The 25,994-nt window shown below is 58.5% G+C and carries 26 protein-coding genes; 20 read left to right on the forward strand and 6 right to left on the reverse strand.

Features of this window, described 5'->3' with window-relative positions; translation table 11 throughout:
• The first annotated feature begins 61 nt into the window (after positions 1 to 61).
• On the forward strand, positions 62 to 505 hold the full coding sequence (locus HFD92_RS08220; protein WP_046102291.1) for a rhodanese-like domain-containing protein: 444 nt from the start codon (positions 62 to 64) through the stop codon (positions 503 to 505).
• A 1-nt stretch (position 506) separates the two neighbouring features.
• On the opposite strand, the gene flk is transcribed toward HFD92_RS08220, so the two are convergent.
• The 4 genes from flk to HFD92_RS08240 form a co-directional block, all read right to left on the reverse strand.
• Positions 507 to 1,556 carry a flagella biosynthesis regulator Flk gene (flk, locus tag HFD92_RS08225; protein ID WP_111207537.1) on the reverse strand — a complete coding sequence of 350 codons (1,050 nt, stop codon included), beginning with the start codon at positions 1,554 to 1,556 and terminating at the stop codon, positions 507 to 509.
• Positions 1,557 to 1,668: 112 nt separating this feature from the next.
• A complete protein-coding gene (locus HFD92_RS08230) occupies positions 1,669 to 3,174 on the reverse strand; it encodes a tripartite tricarboxylate transporter permease (RefSeq protein WP_009088963.1) in 1,506 nt (501 codons plus the stop codon).
• Between the two features lie 10 nt (positions 3,175 to 3,184).
• Entirely contained in the window at positions 3,185 to 3,616 is a 432-nt protein-coding gene (locus tag HFD92_RS08235) for a tripartite tricarboxylate transporter TctB family protein (RefSeq protein ID WP_111207535.1), read from the reverse strand.
• Positions 3,617 to 3,628: 12 nt separating this feature from the next.
• On the reverse strand, positions 3,629 to 4,609 hold the full coding sequence (locus HFD92_RS08240; RefSeq protein WP_111207550.1) for a tripartite tricarboxylate transporter substrate binding protein: 981 nt from the start codon (positions 4,607 to 4,609) through the stop codon (positions 3,629 to 3,631).
• Positions 4,610 to 4,729: 120 nt separating this feature from the next.
• Between HFD92_RS08240 and tctD the strand changes: the two genes are divergently transcribed.
• Both tctD and HFD92_RS08250 read left to right on the forward strand, forming a co-directional pair.
• Entirely contained in the window at positions 4,730 to 5,401 is a 672-nt protein-coding gene (tctD, locus tag HFD92_RS08245; protein WP_058956871.1) for a transcriptional regulator TctD, read from the forward strand.
• Complete coding sequence (locus HFD92_RS08250; RefSeq protein WP_167428743.1) at positions 5,392 to 6,780, forward strand: sensor histidine kinase; 1,389 nt, start codon at positions 5,392 to 5,394, stop codon at positions 6,778 to 6,780. The genes tctD and HFD92_RS08250 overlap by 10 nt, the downstream gene beginning before the upstream one ends.
• On the opposite strand, the gene HFD92_RS08255 is transcribed toward HFD92_RS08250, so the two are convergent.
• On the reverse strand, positions 6,761 to 7,660 hold the full coding sequence (locus HFD92_RS08255) for a DMT family transporter (RefSeq protein ID WP_167428744.1): 900 nt from the start codon (positions 7,658 to 7,660) through the stop codon (positions 6,761 to 6,763). The two genes, HFD92_RS08250 and HFD92_RS08255, sit on opposite strands and share 20 nt — an antisense overlap.
• 96 nt (positions 7,661 to 7,756) lie before the next feature.
• On the opposite strand from HFD92_RS08255, the gene HFD92_RS08260 reads away from it, so the two are divergent.
• The 15 genes from HFD92_RS08260 to hisP all read left to right on the forward strand — a co-directional run bounded on the left by HFD92_RS08260 (position 7,757) and on the right by hisP (position 21,910).
• Complete coding sequence (locus HFD92_RS08260; RefSeq protein ID WP_167428745.1) at positions 7,757 to 8,536, forward strand: helix-turn-helix transcriptional regulator; 780 nt, start codon at positions 7,757 to 7,759, stop codon at positions 8,534 to 8,536.
• Between the two features lie 55 nt (positions 8,537 to 8,591).
• Positions 8,592 to 9,725: a 4-phosphoerythronate dehydrogenase PdxB gene (gene pdxB, locus HFD92_RS08265; protein WP_167428746.1), complete on the forward strand. Its 1,134-nt coding sequence runs from the start codon at positions 8,592 to 8,594 to the stop codon at positions 9,723 to 9,725.
• Between the two features lie 107 nt (positions 9,726 to 9,832).
• Positions 9,833 to 10,840, forward strand: a complete 1,008-nt coding sequence (locus HFD92_RS08270) for an aspartate-semialdehyde dehydrogenase (RefSeq protein ID WP_009088972.1) — start codon at positions 9,833 to 9,835, stop codon at positions 10,838 to 10,840.
• A 2-nt stretch (positions 10,841 to 10,842) separates the two neighbouring features.
• Positions 10,843 to 11,646 carry a tRNA pseudouridine(38-40) synthase TruA gene (gene truA, locus HFD92_RS08275; RefSeq protein ID WP_046102282.1) on the forward strand — a complete coding sequence of 268 codons (804 nt, stop codon included), beginning with the start codon at positions 10,843 to 10,845 and terminating at the stop codon, positions 11,644 to 11,646.
• A gap of 29 nt (positions 11,647 to 11,675) precedes the next feature.
• Positions 11,676 to 12,338, forward strand: coding sequence for a DedA family protein (locus HFD92_RS08280; RefSeq protein WP_009088975.1), 663 nt, complete (start codon positions 11,676 to 11,678; stop codon positions 12,336 to 12,338).
• Between the two features lie 144 nt (positions 12,339 to 12,482).
• On the forward strand, positions 12,483 to 13,397 hold the full coding sequence (gene accD, locus HFD92_RS08285; RefSeq protein ID WP_009088976.1) for an acetyl-CoA carboxylase, carboxyltransferase subunit beta: 915 nt from the start codon (positions 12,483 to 12,485) through the stop codon (positions 13,395 to 13,397).
• Positions 13,398 to 13,491: 94 nt separating this feature from the next.
• Positions 13,492 to 14,760 carry a bifunctional tetrahydrofolate synthase/dihydrofolate synthase gene (gene folC, locus HFD92_RS08290; protein ID WP_111207524.1) on the forward strand — a complete coding sequence of 423 codons (1,269 nt, stop codon included), beginning with the start codon at positions 13,492 to 13,494 and terminating at the stop codon, positions 14,758 to 14,760.
• Positions 14,750 to 15,532: a cell division protein DedD gene (dedD, locus tag HFD92_RS08295; protein ID WP_111207522.1), complete on the forward strand. Its 783-nt coding sequence runs from the start codon at positions 14,750 to 14,752 to the stop codon at positions 15,530 to 15,532. Before folC ends, dedD begins: the two co-directional genes overlap by 11 nt.
• A 263-nt stretch (positions 15,533 to 15,795) precedes the next feature.
• Positions 15,796 to 16,281: a colicin V production protein gene (gene cvpA / locus HFD92_RS08300; RefSeq protein ID WP_009088980.1), complete on the forward strand. Its 486-nt coding sequence runs from the start codon at positions 15,796 to 15,798 to the stop codon at positions 16,279 to 16,281.
• Positions 16,282 to 16,318: 37 nt separating this feature from the next.
• Positions 16,319 to 17,836: an amidophosphoribosyltransferase gene (gene purF / locus HFD92_RS08305; protein ID WP_009088981.1), complete on the forward strand. Its 1,518-nt coding sequence runs from the start codon at positions 16,319 to 16,321 to the stop codon at positions 17,834 to 17,836.
• A 113-nt stretch (positions 17,837 to 17,949) separates the two neighbouring features.
• Positions 17,950 to 18,519 (forward strand): UbiX family flavin prenyltransferase, encoded by a 570-nt coding sequence (locus HFD92_RS08310; RefSeq protein WP_009088982.1) that lies wholly within the window; start codon positions 17,950 to 17,952, stop codon positions 18,517 to 18,519.
• A 260-nt stretch (positions 18,520 to 18,779) separates the two neighbouring features.
• Positions 18,780 to 19,562, forward strand: a complete 783-nt coding sequence (gene argT, locus HFD92_RS08315; RefSeq protein WP_009088983.1) for a lysine/arginine/ornithine ABC transporter substrate-binding protein ArgT — start codon at positions 18,780 to 18,782, stop codon at positions 19,560 to 19,562.
• A gap of 167 nt (positions 19,563 to 19,729) precedes the next feature.
• Entirely contained in the window at positions 19,730 to 20,419 is a 690-nt protein-coding gene (locus HFD92_RS08320) for a histidine ABC transporter permease HisQ (RefSeq protein ID WP_009088984.1), read from the forward strand.
• On the forward strand, positions 20,412 to 21,128 hold the full coding sequence (locus tag HFD92_RS08325; protein WP_009088985.1) for an ABC transporter permease: 717 nt from the start codon (positions 20,412 to 20,414) through the stop codon (positions 21,126 to 21,128). Before HFD92_RS08320 ends, HFD92_RS08325 begins: the two co-directional genes overlap by 8 nt.
• 8 nt (positions 21,129 to 21,136) lie before the next feature.
• On the forward strand, positions 21,137 to 21,910 hold the full coding sequence (gene hisP / locus HFD92_RS08330; RefSeq protein WP_009088986.1) for a histidine ABC transporter ATP-binding protein HisP: 774 nt from the start codon (positions 21,137 to 21,139) through the stop codon (positions 21,908 to 21,910).
• An 80-nt stretch (positions 21,911 to 21,990) separates the two neighbouring features.
• Here the strand turns inward: hisP and HFD92_RS08335 are convergent, their stop codons facing one another.
• Positions 21,991 to 22,938: a sugar-binding transcriptional regulator gene (locus HFD92_RS08335; RefSeq protein ID WP_167428747.1), complete on the reverse strand. Its 948-nt coding sequence runs from the start codon at positions 22,936 to 22,938 to the stop codon at positions 21,991 to 21,993.
• A gap of 194 nt (positions 22,939 to 23,132) precedes the next feature.
• Between HFD92_RS08335 and dalD the strand changes: the two genes are divergently transcribed.
• Both dalD and xylB read left to right on the forward strand, forming a co-directional pair.
• Entirely contained in the window at positions 23,133 to 24,521 is a 1,389-nt protein-coding gene (gene dalD, locus HFD92_RS08340; RefSeq protein ID WP_167428748.1) for a D-arabinitol 4-dehydrogenase, read from the forward strand.
• 2 nt (positions 24,522 to 24,523) lie between these two features.
• Positions 24,524 to 25,993 (forward strand): xylulokinase, encoded by a 1,470-nt coding sequence (gene xylB, locus HFD92_RS08345; protein WP_167428749.1) that lies wholly within the window; start codon positions 24,524 to 24,526, stop codon positions 25,991 to 25,993.
• The last annotated feature ends 1 nt before the right edge of the window (position 25,994 follow it).

A 25,994-nucleotide genomic window follows, 5' to 3' on the forward strand; every position in this document is an offset into this window, starting at 1 on the left:
GGTATCAGCAGGCAGTCCACTCTGCCGTAAACTGCACGCTCACTTCAACAGGAGAATCGCGATGTCATCTGTATTACATTTTCCCGCCGCCACGCCGCAGCAAAGCCTCGACTATCTGCAGGCAAAACTCGCTTATTATACAGACGCCTGGGATCTGGCGGAGGATCTGGCCCGGAATCTGCCCGGCATTCAGGTGATCGATGCGCGCGCACCGGCGGCTTATCGCGCCGGCCATATCAGCGGCGCGATTAATTTTCCCCACCGTGAGATCAATGCTTCCAGCTGCGAGCCGCTCGACCGCGACCGCGTTTATGTCACCTATTGCGACGGTATCGGCTGTAACGGCTCGACGAAAGCGGCTCTGAAGCTGGCGGAACTGGGATTTCAGGTGAAGGAGCTGACTGGCGGGCTGGATTTCTGGAAACGGGAAGGTCATCCGCTGACCTGGGGGGAGGCGCCGGGCGAATGGCCCGTCACCGCACCCGATGCATCCTGTGGCTGCTGACCTAAAGCACCAGCCAGAGCAGAAGGGTGATCACCACCAGCGCAACAAACAGACCCAGCAGGGGACGCTGCGCCAGGGGCTGCAGCGGTGACGGCAGCGAGGCGACAAAGGGCGACCAGATCGGCTGCGGTTTAATCTCACTGGCGGCCAGCGGCTGTTCGTGAACTTTCTCGGCACGATCGGCGCGACGGCTGAACAGGAAGTTCAGCAGATCCTGCGTCTGCGTCACGGTTAGCACCGTCTGCGGTGTAGCCTGAAAACGCTGCTGGCTGTACTCCTCCAGGCTATGCCGCTCGTGCTGATCCAGCGGCTGTTTCAGCGAGGCTTCCAGCAGCTGTAAGGTCGGTGCGCTGTGCTGACTCAGCGTCTGACGTACCTGCAGATACTGGGTGAGCAGCGGGAAGTGGCGCGAGGGGATGGGATCGCCGCTGGTCAGTCCGACCAGTTTCAGCGCCGCCGTCCAGAGTTTGCCGGTCGGTTCTCCGGTGGCGGCGGCCAGACGGACCACCTGCTGATTGAGCGTCTGATGCTCCGCCGGGAGCAGGGTCCGATCGCTGACGCGGCTCTGCTGCGGCTGCGGGATCGCCATCTGCCCGTTCTGCAGCATCGTCAGCACCTGACGCAGCTGCTCCTGGCTCAGCGAGCTCAGAACGGTCTGACCAAACTGCTGGCGGATGAAGTCACTCACCGCCTGACGGTTATTGCCCTTCGGCAGCAGTTCTGTGAGCTGAGTCATCAACTGACGCGTGGCATGGCCATTCTGCGCCTGAGTCAGACGACCATTCAGATACTGCTCCGCAGCCGGAAAGTGACGCGACTGCAGCTCCGCCTCACTCTTTACGCCCACCTCATGCCGGACGCCCGCCCAGAGTTCAGGTGCCTTCAGATTGCTGAGCGATAAGATACGCACGATCAGGCGTTCTAATGTCGTGCGCTGAGCCGGGGAGAGGGGCTGTTCACCCGCCACAGAACCGTGACGTGTTACGCCGGTTTGCGGATTAAGAGATGAACGATCGCCGACCGGCACACCGGGGCCGCTGAGAGGTTGCATGGCGGATTCCTTGGGAAAACAGAACAGCGTCGGGTGCGCCGGAAAAAGAATAGGCCATGATAGCAAAAGCCCCCGCGAAATCCCACGGGGGACGCACAGTTCAGCGTGAGATTTACTCTTCAGCCAGTCTGAGGCGATAGCGACGCCAGCGTTTCCAGATCGGTGGCAGAACCAGCACCGAAATCGCCAGCACCAGCAGCACTTTGCAGATAGGACTTTCCCACAGAATAACCAGGTTACCGTTACTGATTGAGAGGGCACGACGCAGGTTCTGCTCCAGCATCTCACCCAGCACAAAGCCCAGAATCAGCGGCGACATCGGAAAGTCCATCTTGCGCAGAATATAACCAAAGATTCCCAGGCCGACCATCAGGAGCAAATCGAAGGTGGTGCTGTGCACGGCATAGACGCCCACCGCGGAGATGGCGGCAATGGCCGGCACCAGGAACCAGAGCGGAATGCTCAGCATCCGGGCGAAAACATTGATCATCGGAATGTTCATCACCAGCAGCATAACGTTGCCAATCAGCAGTGCCGCGATCAGACCCCAGACGATATCCGGCTGCTCAACAAACATCGCCGGACCTGGCGTGATGTTATAGAGCGTTAAAGCGCCGACCATCACCGCTGTGGTGCCGGAGCCGGGGATACCCAGCGTCAGCATCGGGATAAAGGAGCCACAGGCTGAGGCATTGTTTGCCGCTTCCGGTGCGGCCACACCGCGAATATCCCCTTTCCCGAACTGTTCACTGCCGCTGATTTTTTTCTCCGTCATGTAGGCGATAGCACTGGCAATGGTCGCTCCGGCACCAGGCAGAACGCCGACAAAGAACCCCAGAAAAGAGGAGCGTAGCGTCGCGCCTGTGGCCATCGCCGCCTCTTTCATGTTGAACATCATGCGGCCGCTTGCCCGCACCGCTTTCTGGCCGCTACTGGTCGACTCGAGCATCAGCAAAATTTCACTGACCGAGAACAGACCAATGACAACGACCACAAACTGAATGCCGTCAGAGAGATGAACGCTGTCAAACGTGAAGCGATAGACGCCGGTATTGGCATCCACCCCGACCGTGGCCATGCCCAGGCCAATGAGCGCCGAAAGAAAAGATTTCAGCGGATTGTGGCTCATCATGCTGCCCAGGCAGGCGATGGCAAACACCATCAGGGCAAAGTACTCTGCCGGTCCAAACGCCAGTGACCAGCTGGCCAGCAGCGGGGCGAAGAGAATAATGCCGACGATGGCAATCGTAGAGCCAACAAACGAGCTGACCGCCGAAATAGAGAGCGCGACGCCCGCTTTGCCCTGCTGCGCCATCGGATACCCATCCAGCGCGGTCATGATTGCGCCGGCATCGCCCGGGACGTTGAGCAGAATGGAGGAGATGCGCCCGCCATACTCACAGCCGATATAAACCGTGGCCAGCAGAATCAGCGCCGACTCGGCCGGCAGATGCAGCGCAAAAGCCAGCGGCATCAGAATGGCTACGCCATTGATTGGCCCCAGGCCAGGCAGCAGGCCAACAATGGTGCCGATAAAGCAGCCGATCAGGGCGATCAGCAGATTCTCTGGCGTCATGGCGACGGCAAAGCCCTGCATTAAAAAGGACCAGGTATCCATGATGCTCTCCTTAACTCAGCCAGCTGCCGACCGGAAGGGTGACTTCCAGCAGACGGTCAAAGGCGTAAAACAGCGAGGTGCCCATCACCAGCCCGGCCAGCGCGGCGGCCCACCAGCGCGCCCCAAACAGCAGGCCGATGCCAAAGGTCAGCAGCGTAGTGCAGATGGCAAAGCCCAGCGTCTCAAACAGCCAGCCATAGAGCATCATCATCAGCGCCAGCGCTACCAGTCGTTTCAGCGTGCCAGCTGCGGGCCACTGAATGGTGTCCGGTTTCCGAAAGAGCATCAGCAGGGCGCAGATGGCCATCAGGCCAAGGATCGCCATCGGGAAAGGACGCGGCCCCACGGGTTCGTAGCTGTATTCACTCTGAATCTGCCAGGCCATCACCATGCCGCCAAGGCAGAGCGCCAGCCACAGGCTGGCAAAAATGCGATCGCTCATCATCTGCTCCCGTTATTTGGCCAGACCAAAGGATTTGGCCTGCTCACGGTAATCCGCCACCTGCTTCTTCACGTAGCTGTCGAGTGCCTGGCCTGTCAGGTTAAATTCGAACAGTCCGCGCAGATCGCGCTGCTTTTTAAACTCCGGCGTCTCAGCCATTTTTTTAAAGGCCTGTTCCCACCACTGATAATCCGCATCACTGACTTTCGGACCGAGGTAATAGCCACGAATAATCGGCCAGACGATATTGAAACCCTGCTCTTTTGCCGTGGGTACCCCGGCCAGCTGACCCGGCAGACGCTGATCGGACATCACGGCCAGCACCCGCATTTTGCCGCCCTGCAGATGCGGCACCATCTCACTCATATCACCTGAGACCACCTGAATATGGTTTCCGAGCAGGGCGGTTACCGGCTCACCGCCGCCTTCAAAGGCGACATAGCGCATTTTGCGTGGATCGATTCCCGCTTCGCGCGCCAGCAACGCCGTTTTCATCCAGTCCTGACTGCCTATTGACGCACCGGCACCGACCACCACTTTGGTCGGATCGGCTTTCATCGCCGTCATCAGCTCACCTAACGTTTTCCACGGTGCATCCTCACGAACGGCCACCATGCCGTAATCGGTACCCACCGCCGCCAGCCACTTAACGTCGTCCACGGTATAACGACCAAACTTACCCTGTGAAAGGTTCAGCAGTGAGCCGCCAGAGAAGGCGACAACGGTGCCCGCTTCAGCCGGCCGCTGGGCAATAATCGCGTTGTAGGCCACCGCGCCGACACCGCCGGGCATGTAGGTGACGCGCATCGGCGTCTTAATTTGTCCGGTTTCCTGGAGAGAGACCTGCAATAGCTTGCAGGTGAGATCGAACCCGCCACCCGGTTTAGCTGGCGCGATACATTCGGTGCGACCGGGCTCCCCGGCTGCAAAGGTGGGTGTTGCCATCAGCGACAGCAGGGTAGTGGCAAGGGCGGTATGGATGATTTTTTTCATCTTATGCTCCATTCATTCTTCCAGAGTGTGATTGCCGCTGAAACATCAGCGTTACCGAATTGTTAAAACAGTTACCTTTCATTTACCTTTCAGTGAGCGGATTTAATAGCAGGATGTGATATGCGTCTCTTACTGGTTGAAGATACGGAAGAGCTGGCACGCTGGCTGGAAAAAGCCCTCACACAAAAAGGGTTCGCCGTCGACCGGGTCGCGGATGGCATGGCGGCCGACCATGCTTTGCAATGTGAAGCCTATGCACTGGTCGTGCTCGATATTTCACTGCCACGCATGGATGGACTGGAGGTGCTGGCACGGTTGCGGCGACGCGGACAAAGTGTGCCGGTATTGCTACTGACTGCACGCAGTGCGCTGGACGATCGGGTACGGGGCCTGAACCTGGGGGCAGATGACTACCTGACGAAACCCTTTGAAATGGATGAACTCGAAGCGCGGTTACGGGCGCTGCTGCGACGCAGTCAAAGTCATACATCGCAAAACCAGTCACTGGGTCAGCTGGTGCTGGATGGCGAAGGCTATTTTCTGCTGGCAGACAGACCCCTGGCGCTGACGCCGCGGGAAGCAAGCATCCTGACGACACTCATGCAGCGGCAGGGCAGGCCGGTTTCGCGTCAGTCACTGTACGAGCAGACCTTTACCCTGTCAGATGAAGCCAGCCCGGAGAGTATCGAGCTCTATGTACATCGGGTGCGTAAAAAGCTGGCAGGCAGCAACGTGGCGATCGTGACCCTGCGCGGGCTGGGTTACAGCCTGGAAACGCTCTCATGCGGCTGATTCATTCGTTGCGGGGTGAGCTGCTGGCATGGTTTGGCCTGCCACTTTTACTGCTCTGGGCGCTCTCAGTCTATACCCACTATCAGAGCGGGCTGGCGGCCGCTAATCAGGCTTATGACCGCTCGCTGCTGGCGTCAGCACGAACGGTGGCAGAGCGGTTGGTGGTGCGGGAACAGCATCTGGAGGTTGATGTGCCGTGGGTTGTGCTCGACAGCTTCGAACGTAACATGAACGATCAGCTCTTTTATCAGGTGATTTCACCGCAGGGAAAAACGTTATCGGGCTATAACGATCTGCCGCCCATACCCATTACCAGCAAAATGTCGAACGCTTATCCCGCACTGGTGCATTTTTATGATGGACGCTATCACCAGCATCGGATTCGCGTTGCGGCATTATGGCAGCCGGTGAGCGAAGCGGGAGTGGATGGCATGGCGCTGGTGCTGGTGGCGGAAACCATCAACTCACGTCAGGAGTTTGCCCGCCAGCTAATGCAAACTGCGCTGATCAGCCAGAGCGGACTGGTTCTGATGACACTGCTGCTGGCCAGCCTGATGCTGCGTCGGGTTTTGCGCCCGCTGCGGCGGCTGTCGCGCATCGTGTTGCAGCGCGACGGTGGCGAATTAACGCCGCTTCCCTCCTTGCCGTGGTCAGAACTGCAACCGCTTATCATCGCCTTTAACCGCTATCTTGCCCGACTGCGGGGACTGCTGGCGCGCCAGGATCGTTTCAGTGCTGACGCGGCACATCAGCTGCGCACACCGCTGACCATCCTCAAAACGCAGGTCAGCGTCGCGCTCAGCAGTGAGCGTCCTGAAGCCTGGCAGGAGAGTCTGCTCGGGATGCGTCATACACTGGATGAGACCATTATTCTGACCGATCGGCTTTTACAGTTAGCCCGTATCAAAGCGCGTCATGGCGAGGATAAACCGATGGTGCGGGTTGATTTAGCGGCTATCGTGCGCGATGCCTGTTTCAGCCGCTATATGGCGGCCCGTACCCGGCAGATAGATCTGGGTTTCGAAGGGGAAGAGAGCTGTCTGGTCAGGGGCGATGGCGTGCTGATTGGCGAACTGTGCGCCAACCTGCTGGACAATGCGATTAAATATACCCCCTGTCGCGGCATTGTCACCGCGCGGGTGATTGTGGGGGGCCTTGAAATTGAGGACAGCGGGCCGGGCATTGAGGGGGCGGAGCAGCTGAAGGCGTTACAGCCTTTTCAGCGGCTGGACAATGTCGGTATCCAGCCGGGAGCCGGTATCGGTCTCGCACTGGTGCAGGATATCTGTGCCTGGCATGGGGCAACCATGCACCTGGATCACAGTCCGATCCTGGGCGGACTGCGGGTGACCATATTATTTAAAGCTCACGCAGGTTAACCGATTTACATCGGGTTAAGGGCGTGCGCAGTCGCTGCGCCAGGATCACCCCGCCCAGCGTCAGACCCCCGCCGATCCAGTGGTAGCTGTGCAGCTGCTCATGAAGAAACAGCACGGCGATAAGCGCCGTAAACAGCGGCGTCAGATTCATAAAGATGCTGGTGGTGCTCGCGCCGAGGCGCTGTACCCCGTGGATCCACAAAAATGGCGCGATAAGGGAGGCGAACAGGCCAGCAAATATCACCAGCGGCAGGTTATGTCGATCAAGCGAGACATCAGGCGCCAGCAGAAAGCCGGGCAGCAGCATCAGGACACCAGCCAGAATCTGTATATAGAGGCTGTGCCAGATGGGCAGCGGCAGCGCCCAGCGCTTAGTCAGCACGCCGTAAAGGGCATAGGCGGTGGAAGCCGCCAGCATCATCAGCTCCCCTTTACCCAGTCCGTGATGCAGCAACTGCATCACGTTGCCCTCACTGACCAGCCACACCAGACCGCCAAAGGAGAGGATGCTGCCGAACAGGATGCCGGATGTTGGCGCAATACGCAGGATCACCACGCTCAGCAGGACGGTAAGCAGCGGGATCAGCGCGCCGATGATCCCCATAAAGAGAGCGCTGACACTGTGCGCCGCATAATAGGCGAGGCTCTGGTAGAGCACCATGCCAAGCAGACCGAGTATCGCCAGCCGCCAGAGATGGGGCTTAATCGCCTGACGGGCGCACCACACACCGGGCAGCACAAACGGCGTCAGCACCAGCAGCGCCAGCAGCCAGCGATAGAATGAGATGGCTGCCGGATCGATCGCGCTGGCCGACAGTTTGCTGACGATCGCGTTGATCGACCAGATCATCACCGCACCAAGCGGATAGAGAAAAAACATACGGACTCTCCTGAATCATGATGCGACGCAGTGTACGCTTGTCCGGTTTTATCCAGATAATTAATATCGGACAAAAATTTTAACAGAGCGGACAGAATGACTCTGAAAGTGACTTACCAGCCGCCCGCCGACGTCTCGCAGCTGCGCTACTTTATGCGCTATGAACAGGCCAATGCCCGCACGGAATATCTGCCGCATGCCCATGCCTGGGGCCAGCTGATTCTGGTAAAGAGTTACGTGCTGGAGATGCAGGTAGAGGGTGAACGCCTGCTGACCCCGGCTGACATGCCGGTCTGGATCCCGCCGGGGCAGCAGCACAGCAGTTATAACCATCGTCAGGCGCAGTTCCGCACCTTTAATCTGGCGGCCCCGCTTTGCGCTGGTCTGCCGCAGCAGGCCTGCCTGATGCGAATCGACGCGATTGCACACGCCATCCTGGATACCTTTGCCGATCAACAGCTTGAACAGCCCGAAACCGAAGCGCAGTGGCGGCTGTGTGAGGTACTGCGCGATCGCCTGCTGCTGGCGGAGGTGCAGGAGAGTTATCTTCCCACCTCTCAGGATAAATTTCTTGCACCGGTGCTCCATGCGCTTGAAGCCTGCCCGGGGGATAACACCACCCTGGCAGGCTGGGCGGCGCGGGTCTTTACCACCGAACGGACGCTGGCGCGGCGCTGCCAGCAGCAGCTTCATATGACGTTTGGCGAATGGCGGCAGCGGCTGCGCTTTCTGCGCGCCATCGTGCTGCTGGAGCAGGGCGAAAGCGTGCAGAGTATCGCCCATGAGCTGGGATACAGTTCCGCCTCGGCGCTGATTGTGATGTTTCAGCAGCAGGCGGGCACCACGCCGGAGCGCTACCGCACCCGGTTAGGCTAACGCGGTGCTTTGTGCCAGAATAATTGCCTCTCATGCAACAGACAGGAAAGCCGTGGTGAAAATTCTGGTCGATGAAAATATGCCTTATGCCCGTGAGTTGTTCAGCCGGACCGGCGACGTGGTCGCGGTGCCGGGCCGTCCGCTGCCGGTGGATGAACTGGCCGATGCCAGCGGGCTGATGGTGCGCTCAGTGACGCAGGTGAATGAGGCGCTGCTGGCGGGCAAGCCGGTGAAATTTGTCGGCACCGCCACGGCGGGCACCGATCATATCGACGAGGCCTGGCTTCAGCAGGCCGGCATTGCGTTCTCTGCGGCGCCCGGCTGCAACGCCATTGCGGTAGTGGAGTACGTTTTCTCCGCGCTGCTGCTGCTGGCGGAACGTGATGGTTTCCAGCTGCGCGATCGCACGGTCGGCATCGTGGGTGTCGGCAACGTCGGTGGACGGCTGCAGAAGCGCCTGGAAGCCTGGGGCATCAAAACCCTGCTGTGCGATCCGCCGCGCGCCGATCGTGGTGACGAAGGGGATTTCCTGTCGCTGGAGGCAGTGACCGCGCAGGCCGATATCCTGACTTTCCACACGCCGCTGTTCAAAGAGGGGCCTTATAAGAGCTGGCACCTGGCCGATGCCGCGCTGCTGATGGCGCTGAAGCCCAACACCATTCTGATTAACGCCTGTCGCGGCCCGGTGGTCGACAACGTCGCGCTGCTGGAGGTGCTGAAAATGCGGCACGACCTCAGCGTGGTGCTGGATGTCTGGGAGCCGGAGCCGGACCTCTCTCTGGCGCTGCTGGACAGGGTCGACATCGCCACGCCACACATTGCAGGCTATACGCTGGAAGGCAAGGCTCGCGGCACGACCCAGGTGTTCGAAGCCTGGTGTGACTTTATCGGTCAGCCGCAGCAGGTGCCGCTCAGCACCCTGCTGCCGGAGCCGGAATTTAGTGAAATCACCCTGAATGGTCCGCTGGATCAGCCAACGCTGAAACGCCTGGTGCATCTGGTGTATGATGTGCGCCGCGATGATGCCCCCCTGCGAAAAGTGGCGGCGCAGCCCGGCGAATTTGATCGCCTGCGTAAGCAATATCTGGAGCGCCGTGAGTGGTCATCGCTGCGGGTGAAGTGTAATGACGCCACCACAGCTGAGATGCTGAATCGGCTGGGCTTTAACGCAATCTACTCTCCGGCGTAACCGGCGCGCGATGCCGCGTGCTGGTTAAGGAGGGGGATAAATCTGAATCCCTGGGCGGTGAATATCACCGCCTTCTGTTTTTATGTCATTGTCTGGAGTAAACCAACATGTCTGACGGCTGGAATATTGCGCTACTGGGCGCGACAGGCGCAGTAGGGAACGCTGTACTGGAACTGCTGGCGGAACGCCAGTTCCCGGTTGGTGAATTGTATTTGCTGGCCAGCGAAAATAGTGCGGGCGAAAACAAACGTTTCGAGGGCCGCACGTTGCGGGTCGAAAATGCAGAGACGTTCGACTGGTCGCAGGCGCAGCTGGCCTTTTTCGTCGCGGGGCGTGACGCCTCAGCCCGTTTTGCGGAGGAAGCGGCCAACGCCGGGTGTCTGGTCATCGACAGCAGCGAGCTGTTTGCGCTGGAGCCGGACGTGCCGCTGGTGGTACCGGATGTGAATCCGCACGTGCTGGCGGATTACCGTAATCGCAATATCATCAGCGTGGCGGATAATCTGGTCAGCCAGCTGCTGACCGCGATTAAACCGCTGGTCGATGCGGCCGGACTGAGCCGCCTGCAGGTGACCAATCTGATCTCGGTCTCCAGCTACGGCAAAGTGGCAGTCGATGCGCTGGCCGGTGAAAGTGCCCGCCTGCTGAATGGCATCCCGGCCGACGATCACCATTTTGGACGTCAGCTGGCGTTTAACCTGATGCCGCAACAGGCGGATGCGGAAGGCAGCGTTGAGAGTGAGCGCCGGGTGGTTGAGCAGGTGCGTAAAGTGCTGCAGGACGAAGGCCTGCCGATTGCGGTCAGCAGCGTTCAGGCGCCGGTCTTCTACGGAAATGCGCAGATCGTGCACATTGAAAACCTGCGTCCGCTCTCGGCGGAGGAAGCGCGTGCCGAACTGGCGCTGGCGTCTGACATTCGTCTCAGCGAAGAAGATGAGGTGCCGACGCCGGTTACGGATGCATCAGGCAACGGCGAGCTCAGCATCGGCGCTGTGCGCAACGATTACGGCATCCCGGAACTGCTGCAGTTCTGGTCCGTGGCGGACAACATCCGTTTCGGCGGCGCGCTGATGGCGGTGAAAACCGCAGAGAAACTGGTTCAGGAGTACCTGTAAGCATGTCCGAAGGTCAGACGCAAAAACTGGCGCTCGGCATAGAGTATGACGGCAGCCGTTACTACGGCTGGCAGCGCCAGAATGAAGTCCGCAGCGTGCAGGAGAAGGTTGAGCGTGCGCTGTCGAAAGTCGCCGATCATCCGGTCAGCATCTTTTGTGCCGGCCGGACAGATGCCGGCGTGCACGGCACCGGGCAGGTGGTCCATTTCGACACCACGGCGCAGCGGCCTGACGGCGCCTGGACGCTGGGCGTCAACGCCAATCTGCCGCCGGACATCGCCGTTCGCTGGGTGAAAGCGGTGCCGGAAGATTTCCATGCCCGCTTCAGCGCCACCGCCCGCCGCTATCGCTACCTGATCTACAATCAGCGTCTGCGTCCGGCGGTGCTGGCGCAGGGCGTGACGCACTTTTACCATCCTCTGGATGCGGAAAAGATGCAGCGCGCCGGGCAATGCCTGCTGGGCGAGAATGATTTCACCTCATTCCGCGCGGTGCAGTGCCAGTCGCGTACGCCGTGGCGCAACGTGATTCACCTCAACGTGACGCGTCAGGGCCCTTACGTGATTGTGGATATCAAAGCCAACGCCTTTGTGCATCACATGGTGCGCAATATCGTGGGCAGCCTGATGGAGATAGGCTGCGGCAACAAGCCGGAGTCATGGATGGCAACGCTGCTGGCGGCGAAAGATCGGACGTTAGCGGCCGCTACAGCCCGGGCAGAAGGGTTGTATCTGGTGGCGGTGGATTATCCATCCCACTTTGCGTTACCACAGCCGCCGATGGGACCCCTGTTCCTCGCGGATTAATTCACTTTCAGGACATTAAAGGGCACGCTATGGAGTTCCTCCATTTTCTGGTTGATTTTATTCTGCACATTGATGTGCACCTTGCCGAGCTGGTTGCTCAGTACGGCGTCTGGATTTACGCGATTTTGTTCCTGATTTTGTTCTGCGAAACCGGACTGGTGGTGACGCCCTTTCTGCCGGGCGACTCCCTGCTGTTTGTCGCAGGCGCGCTGGCAGCCCTGCCGGGGAACGATCTGAATGTGCATCTGATGGTGGCGCTGTTAGTGACCGCCGCGATTCTGGGCGATGCGGTGAACTACACCATTGGCCGGCTGTTTGGCGAACGGTTGTTCAGTAACCCGGACTCGAAGATTTTCCGCCGCAGCTATCTGGATAAAACCCATGCGTTTTATGCCCGTCACGGCGGAAAAACCATCATCCTGGCGCGCTTTGTGCCAATCGTCCGCACGTTTGCGCCGTTTGTCGCCGGTATGGGCCATATGTCCTATCGCCACTTCGCGCTGTTCAACGTCACCGGTGCGCTGTTATGGGTCCTGCTCTTCTCCTATGCGGGCTACCTGTTTGGCGATCTGCCGGTGGTGCAGGAAAACCTGAAGCTGTTGATTGTGGGCATTATCCTGGTCTCCGTCCTGCCGGGCGTTATCGAAGTCTGGCGTCATCGCCGTCAGGCTAAACAGCAGAAGCTGCCCTGAGACTTTGCTCAGGGGTAAGACCAGATTTTTATCCACAGTCTGAACAGGTTGTGGTTTAATGAGCGACATTTACCGTCTGCTGAAGCGGTTTTCAGCAGTATCAAGACGACTGGACCAGGTCAGTTTTAAACAGAAAGGTCATCAATGAGCTGGATTGAACGAATTCTTAATAAAAGCACCACGACGCCTGCGCGCAAAGCCAGTATCCCGGAAGGGGTCTGGACCAAGTGCGACAGCTGTGGCCAGGTTCTCTACCGCGCCGAGCTGGAGCGTAATCTTGAGGTCTGCCCGAAGTGTGACCATCACATGCGTATGCACGCCCGTGAGCGTCTCGGCAGTTTCCTCGACCAGGGCACCCTGGTTGAGCTTGGCAGTGAACTCGAGCCGAAAGATCTGCTCAAGTTCCGCGACTCCAAGAAGTACAAAGATCGTCTGGTCGCCGCCCAGAAAGACACCGGCGAAAAAGATGCATTGATCGTGATGAAAGGTCAGCTGCACGGCATGCCGGTTGTTACGGCCGCCTTTGAATTTGCCTTTATGGGCGGTTCAATGGGCTCTGTGGTCGGCGCGCGTTTTGTCCGTGCGGTTGAGCAGGCGTTAGAAGATAACTGTCCGCTGATCTGCTTCTCCGCCAGTGGCGGCGCGCGTATGCAGGAAGCGCTGATGTCGCTGATGCAGATGGCGAAGACCAGTGCGGCGCTGGCGAAAATGCAGGAGCGCGGTCTGCCTTACATTTCCGTGCTGACTGACCCGACCATGGGCGGCGTTTCCGCCAGTTTTGCCATGCTGGGTGACCTCAACGTGGCGGAACCGAAAGCGCTGATCGGCTTTGCCGGCCCACGCGTTATCGAACAGACCGTGCGTGAAAAACTGCCGCCAGGCTTCCAGCGCAGTGAGTTTCTGATTGAAAAGGGCGCGATCGACATGATCATCCGCCGTCCGGAAATGCGCTACAAACTGGCAAGCCTGCTGGCAAAAATGATGAACCTGCCGGCACCGCTGCATGACGGTGAACAGTCCGCCCCTGCGCCGACTGAATCGGAAAGCAACGAGGCCTGACAGGAGATAGAGAGGCGCGTCCACCGCGCCTCTTACCAATGCACCGTATACCGCAGCAGCAGTCTGCCGGGTATCAATAAGCAAAACGGGACATATGGACAATCTTCACCTTCCTCAAGCCACGTCGCCTTTGGCCACGTGGCTTTATTATCTTGAGCACCTGCATACCCAGGCGATCGAACTGGGTCTGGATCGCATTCGCCAGGTGGCACAACGTCTCGACCTGCTGAAACCCGCCCCCTTTGTTTTTACCGTCGCCGGTACCAACGGCAAAGGCACCACCTGCCGCACGCTGGAAACCCTGCTGATGGCCGCAGGCTATCGGGTTGGCGTCTACAGCTCACCCCATCTGGTGCGCTACACCGAGCGCGTCCGGGTTCAGGGAGAGGAGCTGAGCGAAGCGCAGCACTGCGCCAGCTTTGCGGAGATTGAAGCGGGACGGGCAGACATTTCACTGACCTATTTTGAATTTGGCACGCTCTCCGCGCTCAATCTGTTTCGCCAGGCGAAGCTGGATGTGGTGATCCTCGAGGTGGGCCTCGGCGGACGACTGGACGCCACCAATATCGTTGATGCTGATGTCGCCGTCGTCACCAGCATTGCTCTGGATCATACCGACTGGCTTGGCCCGGATCGCGAAAGCATCGGGCGGGAAAAAGCGGGTGTGTTCCGGGCAGGCAAACCGGCAGTGGTCGGTGAGCCGGAAATGCCGCAGAGTATCGCCGTGGTGGCGCAGGAAAAGGGCGCTAAGCTGATGCAGCGCGACCGTGAATGGTCCTTTCATGCGCAGGCGGAAAGCTGGTCGCTGCGGGATGCGGCCGGTGAGCTGAACGATTTGCCCCTGCCGCAGGTGCCGCTGCCCAACGCGGCGACGGCACTGGTGGCACTGCGCATGTCCGGGCTGGCGGTCAGCGAGGCGCAGATTCGCGCCAGCCTGCCGCTGGCGATGCTGCCAGGACGTTTTCAGACCATCAGTGAATCCCCGCGTGTGATTCTGGACGTGGCGCACAACCCGCATGCGGCGGGCTATCTGGCTTCTCGACTGGCCGCCCTGCCGGCACGCGGCAAAGTGCACGCGGTTGTGGGTATGCTGCATGATAAAGATATCGCCGGAACGCTGGCAGCGCTGGCTCCGGTGGTGGATGCCTGGTACTGCGCGCCACTCGATGGCCCGCGCGGTGCCACGGCGGAGCAGCTGCTGAGCAGCCTGCCGCAGGGCGAGGCGTTCAGCTCGGTTGCACTCGCCTGGCAGCAGGCGCGTCAGCAGGCCGCGCCGCAGGACGTTGTGCTGGTTTGTGGGTCATTCCACACCGTGGCGCAGGTCATGGAATCGATTGAAACGGAGAAAGGACGTGGCAAGTAAGTTTCAGAACCGTTTAGTCGGCACGATTATTCTGGTCGCCGTTGGCGTGATTGTCCTGCCAGGGCTGCTGGATGGTCAGAAAAAGCATTATAAAGAGGAGTTCGCCGCGATTCCGCTGGTGCCAAAACCGGACGACCAGCAGGACAGCGAAATGGTGCCGCCGGTCACGCAGTCGCTGCCGTCGCAGCCGCCGGAAGGGGCGGGCAATGCGGTGAGCAGCAGTAACGGCAGCGGTAAAACCAACGTGACGGCAGAACAGGGCCGCACCCAGCCGGAAGAGGAGAGCGATCCGGCTGTGGTCTCGCCGCCACCGGTTCATCAGTCTGCGCCTGCGCAGACGGTCACGAAGCCGAAGGTCACCGAGCAGCAGAAAGCCAGAGTAACCGAGCAGACTAAGCCGAAGCCTGTGGAACAGCCGAAGCCGAAAGTGGCAGAGCAGCCGAAGCCGAAGCCGGCTGAACAGCCTAAAGCGGTTGAGCAGCCGAAGGAAGAGACGACGCCGAAAGCGGCAGAGACTACCGCGCCGGCAGGACAGGCGTACGTGGTGCAGCTGGGGGCGCTGAAAAACGCCAGCAAAGTGAACGAGATCGTGGCACAGCTTCGGCTCTCGGGCTATCGCGCCTTTACCGTGCCGTCAACGCCGGTGCAGGGGCAGATTACCCGTATTTATGTCGGGCCGGACGCCTCTAAAGCTAAAATGCAGAGCGCAGTGGGCGAGCTGAAAAACATCTCCGGACTGGGCGGTGTGGTGAAGCCTTACAGCGCCCGTTAATCGGGTGATTGGCGCTGCCGATAGCAGTAACAGGCAGCGTCTTTTACCGGCTGGCGCGTTCATTTATAGCGCAGCGTGACGGAAAAAGTGACGATTTTCAACGGCATGAACGGCTGAGAATCACCCAGGCGATAGCGAATTTTTTTATCGCCTTTTTTATGGATGCAGAAAAGGAAAACCGCTACGCAAACGTTTTCTTTTTCTGTTAGAATGCGCCCCGAACTGGATGCAGGGGTGCAATTGCACTGGCGCTGGAAGAGTTCATGATCTGGATTGATTACGTCATTATTGCGGTAGTTGGTTTTTCGGCTCTGGTCAGCCTGATTCGTGGGTTTGTCCGGGAAGCCTTATCTCTTGTTACCTGGGGATGCGCGTTTTTTGTCGCCAGTCATTACTACGCCTACCTTGCAGTCTGGTTTACAGGTTTTGACGACGAACTGGTTCGTAACGGTATCGCCATCGGTGTGCTGTTTGTGGCAACCCTGATAGTCGGGGCCATAGTGAACTACGTTATCGGCACGCTGGTGGAAAAAACCGGCCTGTCGGGAACCGACCGGGTGTTGGGAGTCTGTTTCGGGGCGTTGCGTGGTGTGCTGATTGTGGCCGCTTTGCTGTTCTTCCTTGATACATTCACTGGCTTTTCCAAAAGTCCGGACTGGCAACAGTCTCAACTCATTCCCGAGTTCAGTTATATCATCAGGTGGTTTTTTGATTACCTGAAAAGCACGTCGAGTTTTTTACCCCGGTGATGTGACCGGGAGTGCGGCTTAATGAGGAAATGACAACATGTGCGGTATTGTCGGTATCACCGGTTTCATGCCGGTCAACCAGTCGATCTATGACGCGTTAACGGTGCTCCAGCACCGCGGGCAGGATGCCGCAGGCATTTGTACTATCGATGCGCTGAAATGTTTTCGCCTGCGAAAGGCAAACGGCCTGGTCAGCGACGTTTTCGAAGCACGTCACATGCAGCGTCTGCAGGGCAACATGGGCATTGGTCACGCGCGTTATCCTACGGCGGGAAGCTCCAGTGCCTCTGAAGCGCAGCCTTTCTACGTCAACTCGCCCTATGGCATCACTCTGGCGCACAACGGTAATCTGACCAACGCCCATGAACTGCGTAAGCACCTGTTCGAAAAGGGTCGCCGTCACGTTAACACCACGTCAGATTCTGAAATCCTGCTGAACATCTTTGCGCAGGAACTGGATCGCTTCCAGAACGATCCGCTGGAAGCTGACAACATTTTTTCTGCGGTCGCAGCCCTGCATCAGCAGGTGCGCGGCGCTTACGCCGTCGTGGCGATGATTATCGGACACGGCATGGTCGCCTTTCGCGATCCTAACGGCATTCGTCCGCTGGTCCTCGGCAAGCGCGTCATCGCTGACGGCCGTACCGAATATATGGTTGCCTCAGAGAGCGTGGCGCTTGATACGCTGGGCTTTGAGTTCATCCGTGACGTGGCACCGGGTGAAGCGGTTTATGTCACTGAAGAGGGCCAGCTGTCGACCCGTCAGTGTGCTGAAAACCCGAAAAGCAATCCGTGCCTGTTCGAGTATGTCTATTTTGCACGTCCCGACTCGTTCCTCGACAAGATTTCGGTCTACAGCGCCCGTGTCCGTATGGGCACCAAGCTGGGCGAAAAAATTGCCCGCGAGTGGGAAGATCTCGATATCGACGTGGTGATTCCAATCCCGGAAACCTCAACCGATATCGCGCTGGAGATTGCGCGTATTCTCGATAAACCCTATCGCCAGGGCTTCGTGAAGAACCGCTACGTCGGCCGCACCTTTATCATGCCAGGTCAGCAGTTACGCCGCAGCGCAGTGCGTCGTAAGCTCAACGCGAACCGTGCGGAATTCCGTGATAAAAACGTGCTGCTGGTGGATGACTCCATCGTGCGTGGCACCACTTCCGAGCAGATCATTGAGATGGCGCGTGAAGCGGGCGCAAAACGGGTTTACCTGGCGTCAGCGGCCCCGGAAATTCGCTTCCCGAACGTCTACGGCATCGATATGCCGAGCGCCACGGAGCTGATTGCCCATGGCCGCGAAGTGGAAGAGATCCGTCAGCTGATCAAAGCGGATGCGCTGATTTTCCAGGATCTCAACGATCTGATCGAAGCGGTGCGTGAAGAGAATCCGGATATTACCCAGTTTGAATGTTCGGTTTTCAACGGCGTCTACGTGACCAAAGATGTCGATCAGCAGTATCTGGAGTATCTTGAGTCGCTGCGTAATGATGACGCGAAAGCGCTTCAGCGCCAGAACGAAGTCGAGAACCTCGAGCTGCACAACGAAGGCTGATATCCCCGACAGGCGGACAGCACAGAACAGGGCGGGAGCAATCCCGCCCTGTTTGTTTTCAGAAATCGTCCGGCCGCGTTATGATGGTGCATTAGCGGAGACAAGGTTGGACTATGAAACGACTCATCATTGGCATCTCTGGCGCAAGCGGGGTGATCTACGGCGTGCGCATGTTGCAGGTGTTGCAGCAGGTGGAAGAGGTGGAAACGCATCTGGTCATGAGTCAGGCGGCGCGACAGACGCTGGGGCTGGAGAGCGACTACTCGGTTCGCGACGTACAGGCGCTGGCCGATGTGGTGCACGACGTGCGCGATATTGCCGCGAATATCTCCTCCGGGTCGTTTAAAACGCTGGGCATGGCGATTTTACCCTGCTCGATGAAAACCCTGTCAGGCATCGTTCACAGCTACAGTGACTCCCTGCTGACCCGGGCAGCGGACGTGGTGTTAAAAGAGCAGCGTAAACTGGTGTTGTGCGTGCGCGAGACCCCGCTGCATGTCGGTCATCTGCGCATGATGACCACGGCGGCCGAACTGGGGGCTATCATCATGCCGCCCGTCCCGGCGTTCTATCACCGTCCTGATACCATCGGGCAGATCATCGACCAGACCGTTAATCGCGTTATCGATCAGTTTGATATCGACCTGCCGGAAGATCTGTTTATGCGCTGGCAGGGTGCATAAAGTTCCGCGGGCGCACTTAATTAGTGCATAAGCGCGCCCCGGATCACTCTTCGTGCATCTGACGCACCAAAAGTTAACATCATCGCTTTTTCTCTTTTACTTCACTGCTATATTCCCCCCTATAAACAGGCGGTTTTCACCGCACTGGCGTCACGCTAACTGCGTGGATAACTTGCAGATCTGGCATGAAACATGCAGATTAATTAGCGCATTCACATCACGAACCACATAACAAAAAGCACTTCACTTGAGGGTAATCTATGAAAAAGCGTGTTCTGGCTCTTTCCCTGATGCTGGGCTTATCCAGTGCTGCCAGCGTCTTTGCGGCGGTTCCGGGGTCAATCCGCATCGGTACAGATCCAACTTACCCACCGTTTGAGTCGAAAAACGCGCAAGGCAAGTTAGTGGGCTTCGATATCGACCTCGCTAACGAAATCTGCAAACGTATCCATACCCAATGTACCTATGTCGAAAGTGATTTCGATGCGCTGATCCCTTCACTGAAAGCGAAGAAAATTGATGCCATCATCTCCTCACTCTCCATCACAGCAAAACGTCAGGAAGAGATCGCCTTCTCAGAAAAACTCTACGCCGCCAACGCACGTTTAGTGGCACCGAAGGGATCAAAAATCGAGCCGACGATTGAATCGCTGAAAGGCAAAAACATCGGTCTGCTGCAGGGCACCACGCAGGAAACCTATGCCAATGAGAACTGGCGGCCAAAAGGGGTGACGATTACGCCTTATGCGAACCAGGATCTGGTCTATCAGGATCTGAATGCGGGCCGTATTGATGCCGCTTTCCAGGATGAAGTTCAGGCCAGCGAAGGCTTCCTGAAGCAGCCGGTGGGCAAGAACTACGCGTTTGCCGGTCCGGCGGTGAAAGATGACAAAATCTTTGGTGTCGGAACAGGCATGGGGCTGCGTAAAGATGACAGCGAGCTGAAGGCCGCTATCGACAAAGCCTTTACTGATATGCGTAAAGATGGCACCTACGACAAGATTGCGAAGAAATACTTCGATTTCAATGTGTACGGCGACTAACCATCCTGTCGCTTTATCCTCTGGATGCTGAAGCCCGCCGGAACGGACGGCTTAACGCCGCTGTGCCCCGGGGGCGGATGGCAGAGACGCCAGAGTGATAAAGCTAAACTGCCCGTCGATGTCTGGCGGGCAGCGTTTTGTTTTCACCCCACGACAGGACCCTTTCGATGCTGTATGGCTATTCTGATGTAATTCTCAGGGGCACACTGGTGACGCTGGAACTGGCGCTCACTTCCGTGGTGCTGGCAGTGCTGCTGGGGCTGATCGGCGCAGGCGCGAAACTGTCGCGCAGCCGGCCTCTGGCGATGATTTTTGAAGGCTACACCACGCTGATCCGTGGCGTGCCCGACCTCGTATTAATGCTGCTGATCTTCTACGGTCTGCAGATTGTCCTCAACCAGATCACCGATGCGCTGGGCATGGCGCAGTTTGATATCGACCCGATGGTCGCCGGTATCATCACGCTCGGCTTTATCTATGGTGCCTACTTTACTGAAACGTTCCGGGGTGCCTTTATGGCGGTGCCGAAAGGGCAGATTGAAGCGGCCACCGCGTTTGGTTTCACCGGCGCGCAGGTGTTTCGCCGCATTCTGTTCCCGGCCATGATGCGCTATGCGCTGCCCGGCATCGGTAACAACTGGCAGGTGATCCTGAAAGCCACCGCGCTGGTCTCGCTTCTCGGACTGGAAGATGTCGTGAAGGCGACGCAGCTGGCCGGAAAAAGCACCTGGCAGCCGTTCTACTTCGCCATCGTGGCGGGCGTGATTTACCTGCTGTTCACCACGCTGTCGAATGGCGTGCTGTGGTGGCTGAACCGGCGCTATACGGTAGGCGTGAAGAGGGCGACTTATGATTGATATTATTCAGGAATACTGGAAATCGCTGCTCTGGACAGACGGTTATCGCTTTACCGGCGTGGCGATCACGCTCTGGCTGCTGATCCTCTCGGTCGCCATTGGCGGATGCCTGGCAATTCTGCTGGCGATTGCGCGGGTTTCCCCTAATCGCTTTATCAGTTTTCCGGTCTGGCTCTTTACCTACGTGTTCCGTGGCACGCCGCTCTACGTGCAGCTGCTGGTGTTTTACTCCGGGATGTACACGCTGGAGATTGTGAAAGGCACGGAGCTGCTGAATGCCTTTTTCCGCAGTGGCCTGAACTGTACGTTACTCGCCTTTACGCTTAACACCTGCGCCTACACCACGGAGATCTTTGCCGGGGCCATTCGTTCGGTGCCGCACGGGGAGATTGAGGCGGCGCGGGCGTATGGCTTCTCGACCTTTAAACTCTATCGCTGCATCATTCTGCCGTCGGCGCTGCGTACGGCGCTGCCAGCCTACAGCAACGAAGTGATTCTGATGCTGCACTCCACGGCGCTGGCCTTCACCGCGACGGTGCCGGATCTGCTGAAAATCGCGCGGGATATTAACTCCGCGACCTATCAGCCGTTCACCGCCTTCGGCCTGGCGGCGGTGTTATACCTGATTATCTCTTACGTGTTGATCAGCCTGTTCCGCCTGGCGGAACGCCGCTGGCTGGCTCACGTGAAACCCTCTTCATCGCATTGAGTAGAACTATGGCTGACAATAAATTAAGCGTCACCGAATTGCATAAACGTTACGGTGAACATGAAGTGCTGAAAGGGGTCTCGTTAACTGCTAAAGCGGGCGATGTGATCAGTATCATAGGATCGTCCGGTTCAGGGAAAAGTACCTTTTTACGCTGCATCAACTTTCTCGAAAAACCGAGTGAAGGCAGCATCGTCGTCAACAACCAGCAGATCAACTTAGTCCGTGACAAAGATGGTCAGCTGAAAGTGGCTGATAAAGAGCAGCTGCGCGCATTGCGCACCAGCCTGACCATGGTGTTCCAGCACTTCAATCTCTGGAGCCACATGACGGTGCTGGAAAACGTGATGGAAGCGCCGATTCAGGTGCTGGGACTGAGCAAGGCGGAAGCGCGTGAACGGGCGATCCGCTATCTCGATAAAGTGGGCATTGACGCACGGGCACAGGCGAAGTATCCGGTTCATCTCTCGGGTGGTCAGCAGCAGCGTGTCTCGATTGCGCGTGCGCTGGCCATGGAGCCGGAAGTATTACTGTTTGATGAGCCGACCTCGGCGCTCGATCCGGAGCTGGTAGGCGAAGTGCTGCGCATCATGCAGAAGCTGGCTGAGGAGGGAAAAACCATGGTCGTCGTTACCCATGAGATGGAGTTCGCCCGCCACGTTTCCAGCCACGTCATATTCCTGCATCAGGGCAAAATCGAAGAGCAGGGAGCGCCTGCGGAGCTGTTCGGTAACCCGAAAAGCCCGCGACTGCAGCAGTTCCTCAAGGGATCGCTGAAGTAACGGATAGCGGGGCGGACAGGTGCGGGAAGCAGGGCATCGGCGTGACGTGCCCTGCGCCGGTACGCTGCCTGCCCGCTGCGTCACGTCTGCAGTAACTTCAGCGCCGTGTCCTCGTCGGTCACCAGACCCGATACCCAGCCGCCCTGTAAGGCGGCCCGGATCGCCGGATACTTGCGTTCGCTACCGGCAAAGCCAATGATTTTGCGCTGTGTCTGGCTTTCCAGATGCACGCTGGTCAGGAGTTCATCCGTTTCCCCCCACACGCGTTCACCCTGCTGATTGAAAAAGTGACCGAGCATCTCGCCTGCGACGCCACGCGCATTCAGTGCCTCAACCTGCGCATCGGTAATAAATCCCTCGGCGTTCAGCGGACAGCCTGGCATTACCTCGCCAATCCCGACAAAGGCTACGTCTGCCCGTAAGGCGCGTTCGGTGACGCGCTGGTAGACCTTATGCTGCACCCACATCGCTTTATCTTCAGGCGTGTCGGCGTAGAGGGGGGCCGGAATAAAGAAATACTTACCCTGCATCTTTTCAGCCATCTTCAGCGGGACATCATAACGTGTCCCGGAATCGTCCCGCGCGATGGCGCCAATCATCGAAACGCAATGATGCTGCGGGCGATCCACCCAGGGCAACGCGTCGATGATCGAGCGTAAGGTTTTACCGGAACCAATGCCAAAGACCTGTGGCGCTTCCTCACTGATGAACTGTGCCATTACCGCCGCCCCTTCGACGGCCAGCATTTGCTGAATGGCATCCTCCTTCAGACTGGCCGAGGGCACGACGCGACAGAGTTCCAGGCCAAACTTCTCCTGGACCTCACGCGCCAGCTGCAGACAGTGCGTGACGGGATGTTCGATTTTTACGTTCACCATGCCCATTTCACGAGCACTGGATACCAGACGCTGCGCCACCTGGCGCGATAATCCCAGTGCCTGCGCAATCTCCTGCTGTGTCACGCCCGCAACGTAATACATCCATGCGGCACGCGCGGCCAGCTCCTGCTTTTTCTCTTCTCTGCTCATCACGCTGTTCCGTCGAATTCAGAGAGACATCTTAACGCGAGCCGGGCAAAAATCGCTAACCGGGCAAAAGCCCAATAAAAGAGCAAAAGTATTATTTGTGACAGAGCTCGCAGAAGGATCCGCGTAATGAACACTATGCTAACGGCTATCGGGCAAATGCCCCTCACCGTGGCAAATGTTTAATCGAGGCGATTATGAGCAATCAATCCGTGTGGATGCATATCGGCGCAGGATCTTTTCATCGGGCACATCAGGCGTGGTATCTGCATCAGCTGCGTAAGCAGGGCGACGAAAGCTGGGGCATCGCGCTGGGCAATATCCGCCAGGACGCCGCGCCGCTGCTTGATCAGCTCGCGCAGCAGCAGGGCGAATATGTGCTGGAAACCGTGACACCCGAAGGTGAGCGCGACTATGAGACCATCACGTCGCTGCGCAAAATTTTGCCCTGGGAAAGCGACATCAGCGCGCTGATTGAGCAGGGCGCCTGTGCGGAAACACGTGTGATTAGCTTCACCGTGACTGAAGCGGGCTACTACCTGACGCCCGCGTTTACGCTGGATCTCACTCAGGCGGACGTGAAGGCCGATCTGGGTGGCGATATCCGCACCCTCTATGGCGCACTCAGCCGCATTCTGACACAGCGGGTTGCCGGGGGCGGGGCACCGGTCACGCTGCTGAACTGCGACAATCTGCGCCACAATGGCGAGCGTTTTCGTGACGCCTTCCTGGCGTTTCTGACGGCCAAAGGCGATACCGCGCTGGCCGACTGGGTGCGTACACAGACCCGCTCACCGAATACCATGGTCGATCGCATAACCCCGCGGCCCACCCCGCAGGTAGCCGAACGCGTGCAGGCGGCGACCGGCAGGGAGGAGGGTGCCGCAGTGATGGCCGAATCTTTTATTCAGTGGGTCATTGAGGATGATTTTATTGCCGGGCGCCCGGCACTGGAAAAGGTGGGCGTTGAGCTGGTGGAATCGGTGCTGCCGTGGGAAGAGGCGAAAATTCGCATCCTTAATGCGACCCATGCCGCGATTGCCTGGGCGGGTACGCTGATTGGGCTGAACTATATCGATGAGAGCACCCGTCATCCGGCCATCTATCAACTGGCGCACGACTACGTGACCCAGGATGTCATTCCCTCACTTTCGCCCAGCCCGCTCGATCTGGCGGATTATCGCGATGTGGTGCTGGCCCGCTTCAGTAATCCCTATATTCAGGACACCAATCAGCGCGTCGGTGCCGATGGCTTGTCCAAAATTCCCGGCATGGTGACGCCAACCCTGCAGGCGTGTTACCAGCGCGGCGTGCAGCCGACCGCAACGGCGGTGATCCCGGCACTCTTCTTCCTGTTTATGCAGCGCTGGGCCAGTGATGACTTACCCTATCCCTATCAGGATGGCGCGCTTCAGGCCGAAGCGCTGCGTAAACAGTTCGCCAGTGCCGATCCGCTCCGTGCGTTCCTGAGCGATCGCGCGCTGTTTGCGGAACTGGCGTCCGATAAGGCGTTTCATGAGCTGGTGACGCGCCAGGTGGCGAATCTGCAGCAGTGGCTGAAGCAGCCTGAACTGGCGGCGGTGTAATCATGTATCTCGGTATTGATATCGGTACCTCAGAGCTTAAAGCGCTGATCGTGAACACGCAGGGTGAGATTGTGGCGTCTCAGCACGCCACGCTCAGCGTGCAGCGTCCGCATCCTCACTGGGCAGAACAGGAACCTGAACGCTGGTGGCAAGCCTGCTGTGAGGTTCTGGCGGGATTGCGTCATCAGTCTCCTCAGGCATGGGCTGAGATTCGCGCGATAGGATTGTCCGGTCAGATGCACGGGGCCGTGCTGCTGGATGCCGGAGGCAGGGTGCTGCGTCCATGTATCCTGTGGAACGACACGCGCAGCGCACCACAGTGTGAAAGGCTGGCGAAGCAGCATCCCCGGATGATAGCGATCAGCGGCAATATGATTATGCCTGGCTTCACTGCACCAAAGCTCTGCTGGGTCGCGGAACATGAGCCAGAGATCTTCAGCCGTATCGATAAGGTGTTGCTGCCGAAAGATTACCTGCGCTGGCGTCTGACCGGACGCTTTGTCACTGAGCCTTCAGATGCTGCCGGAACGCTGTGGCTCGACGTCTCCCGGCGTGACTGGTCGGACGAACTGCTGGCCATCACCGGACTGACGCGTGCCGCCATGCCTGAACTGGTGGAAGGCAGTGCAGTAAGTGGACATCTGCAGCCGACACTGGCGAGCGAGTGGGGCTTATCCACCTCTGTCACGATTGCAGGCGGCGGCGGGGACAATGCCGCGTCGGCCGTCGGGGTAGGCGCGGTGAACGCCGGGGATGCTTTTATCTCACTGGGGACGTCCGGTGTGATTTTTGTCGTCAATGACCGCTTGCAGGCGGACCCGCAATCCGGGGTGCACGCCTTTTGCCATGCGCTGCCGGGCCGCTGGCATCAGATGAGTGTGATGCTCAGCGCCGCCAGTTGTCTGCGCTGGCTGTGCAATCTGCTGTCAGTGAGTGAAAGCCAGCTGATGGAGGAGATGGCTCAGCTCAGTGATGAACAGCTGCGCAGTGCCCCGATTTTTCTGCCCTATCTCTCCGGGGAGCGCACCCCTCACAACGATCCTGACGCCTCCGGTTCTTTCTTCAATCTGCGCCATGAAACGCCGCGCGCCCTGCTGGGCTATGCGGTGATTGAAGGCGTGGCATTCGGACTGGCTGATGGGGCAGAGGCGCTCGGCGAGGCCCGGCACCCCATTCAGCAATACAGCCTCACGGGTGGGGGCGCGCGCAGCACGCTGTGGGCGCAATTGATTGCCGATGTGCTGCAACTGCCGGTTGTTACCCACCCGGCCAGCGCCTCTGGCGCGCTGGGGGCGGCACGTCTGGCGTGGCTGGCTGATGGCGGTGCTGAGCATGAGGTGTGTCTGAAGCCGCCAGTCCAGGCGCGCTACCAACCGGACGAGGCGCGCGGAGCCGTACTGCAACAGCGGCTGCGTCTGTTCCGGGAACTCTACATCCAGCAGCAACAGGTGCGTAACCTGCTGCCTGCATAAC

This window comes from Pantoea sp. EKM101V (assembly GCF_011800325.1).
In the GTDB taxonomy this organism is placed as follows: domain Bacteria; phylum Pseudomonadota; class Gammaproteobacteria; order Enterobacterales; family Enterobacteriaceae; genus Pantoea; species Pantoea anthophila.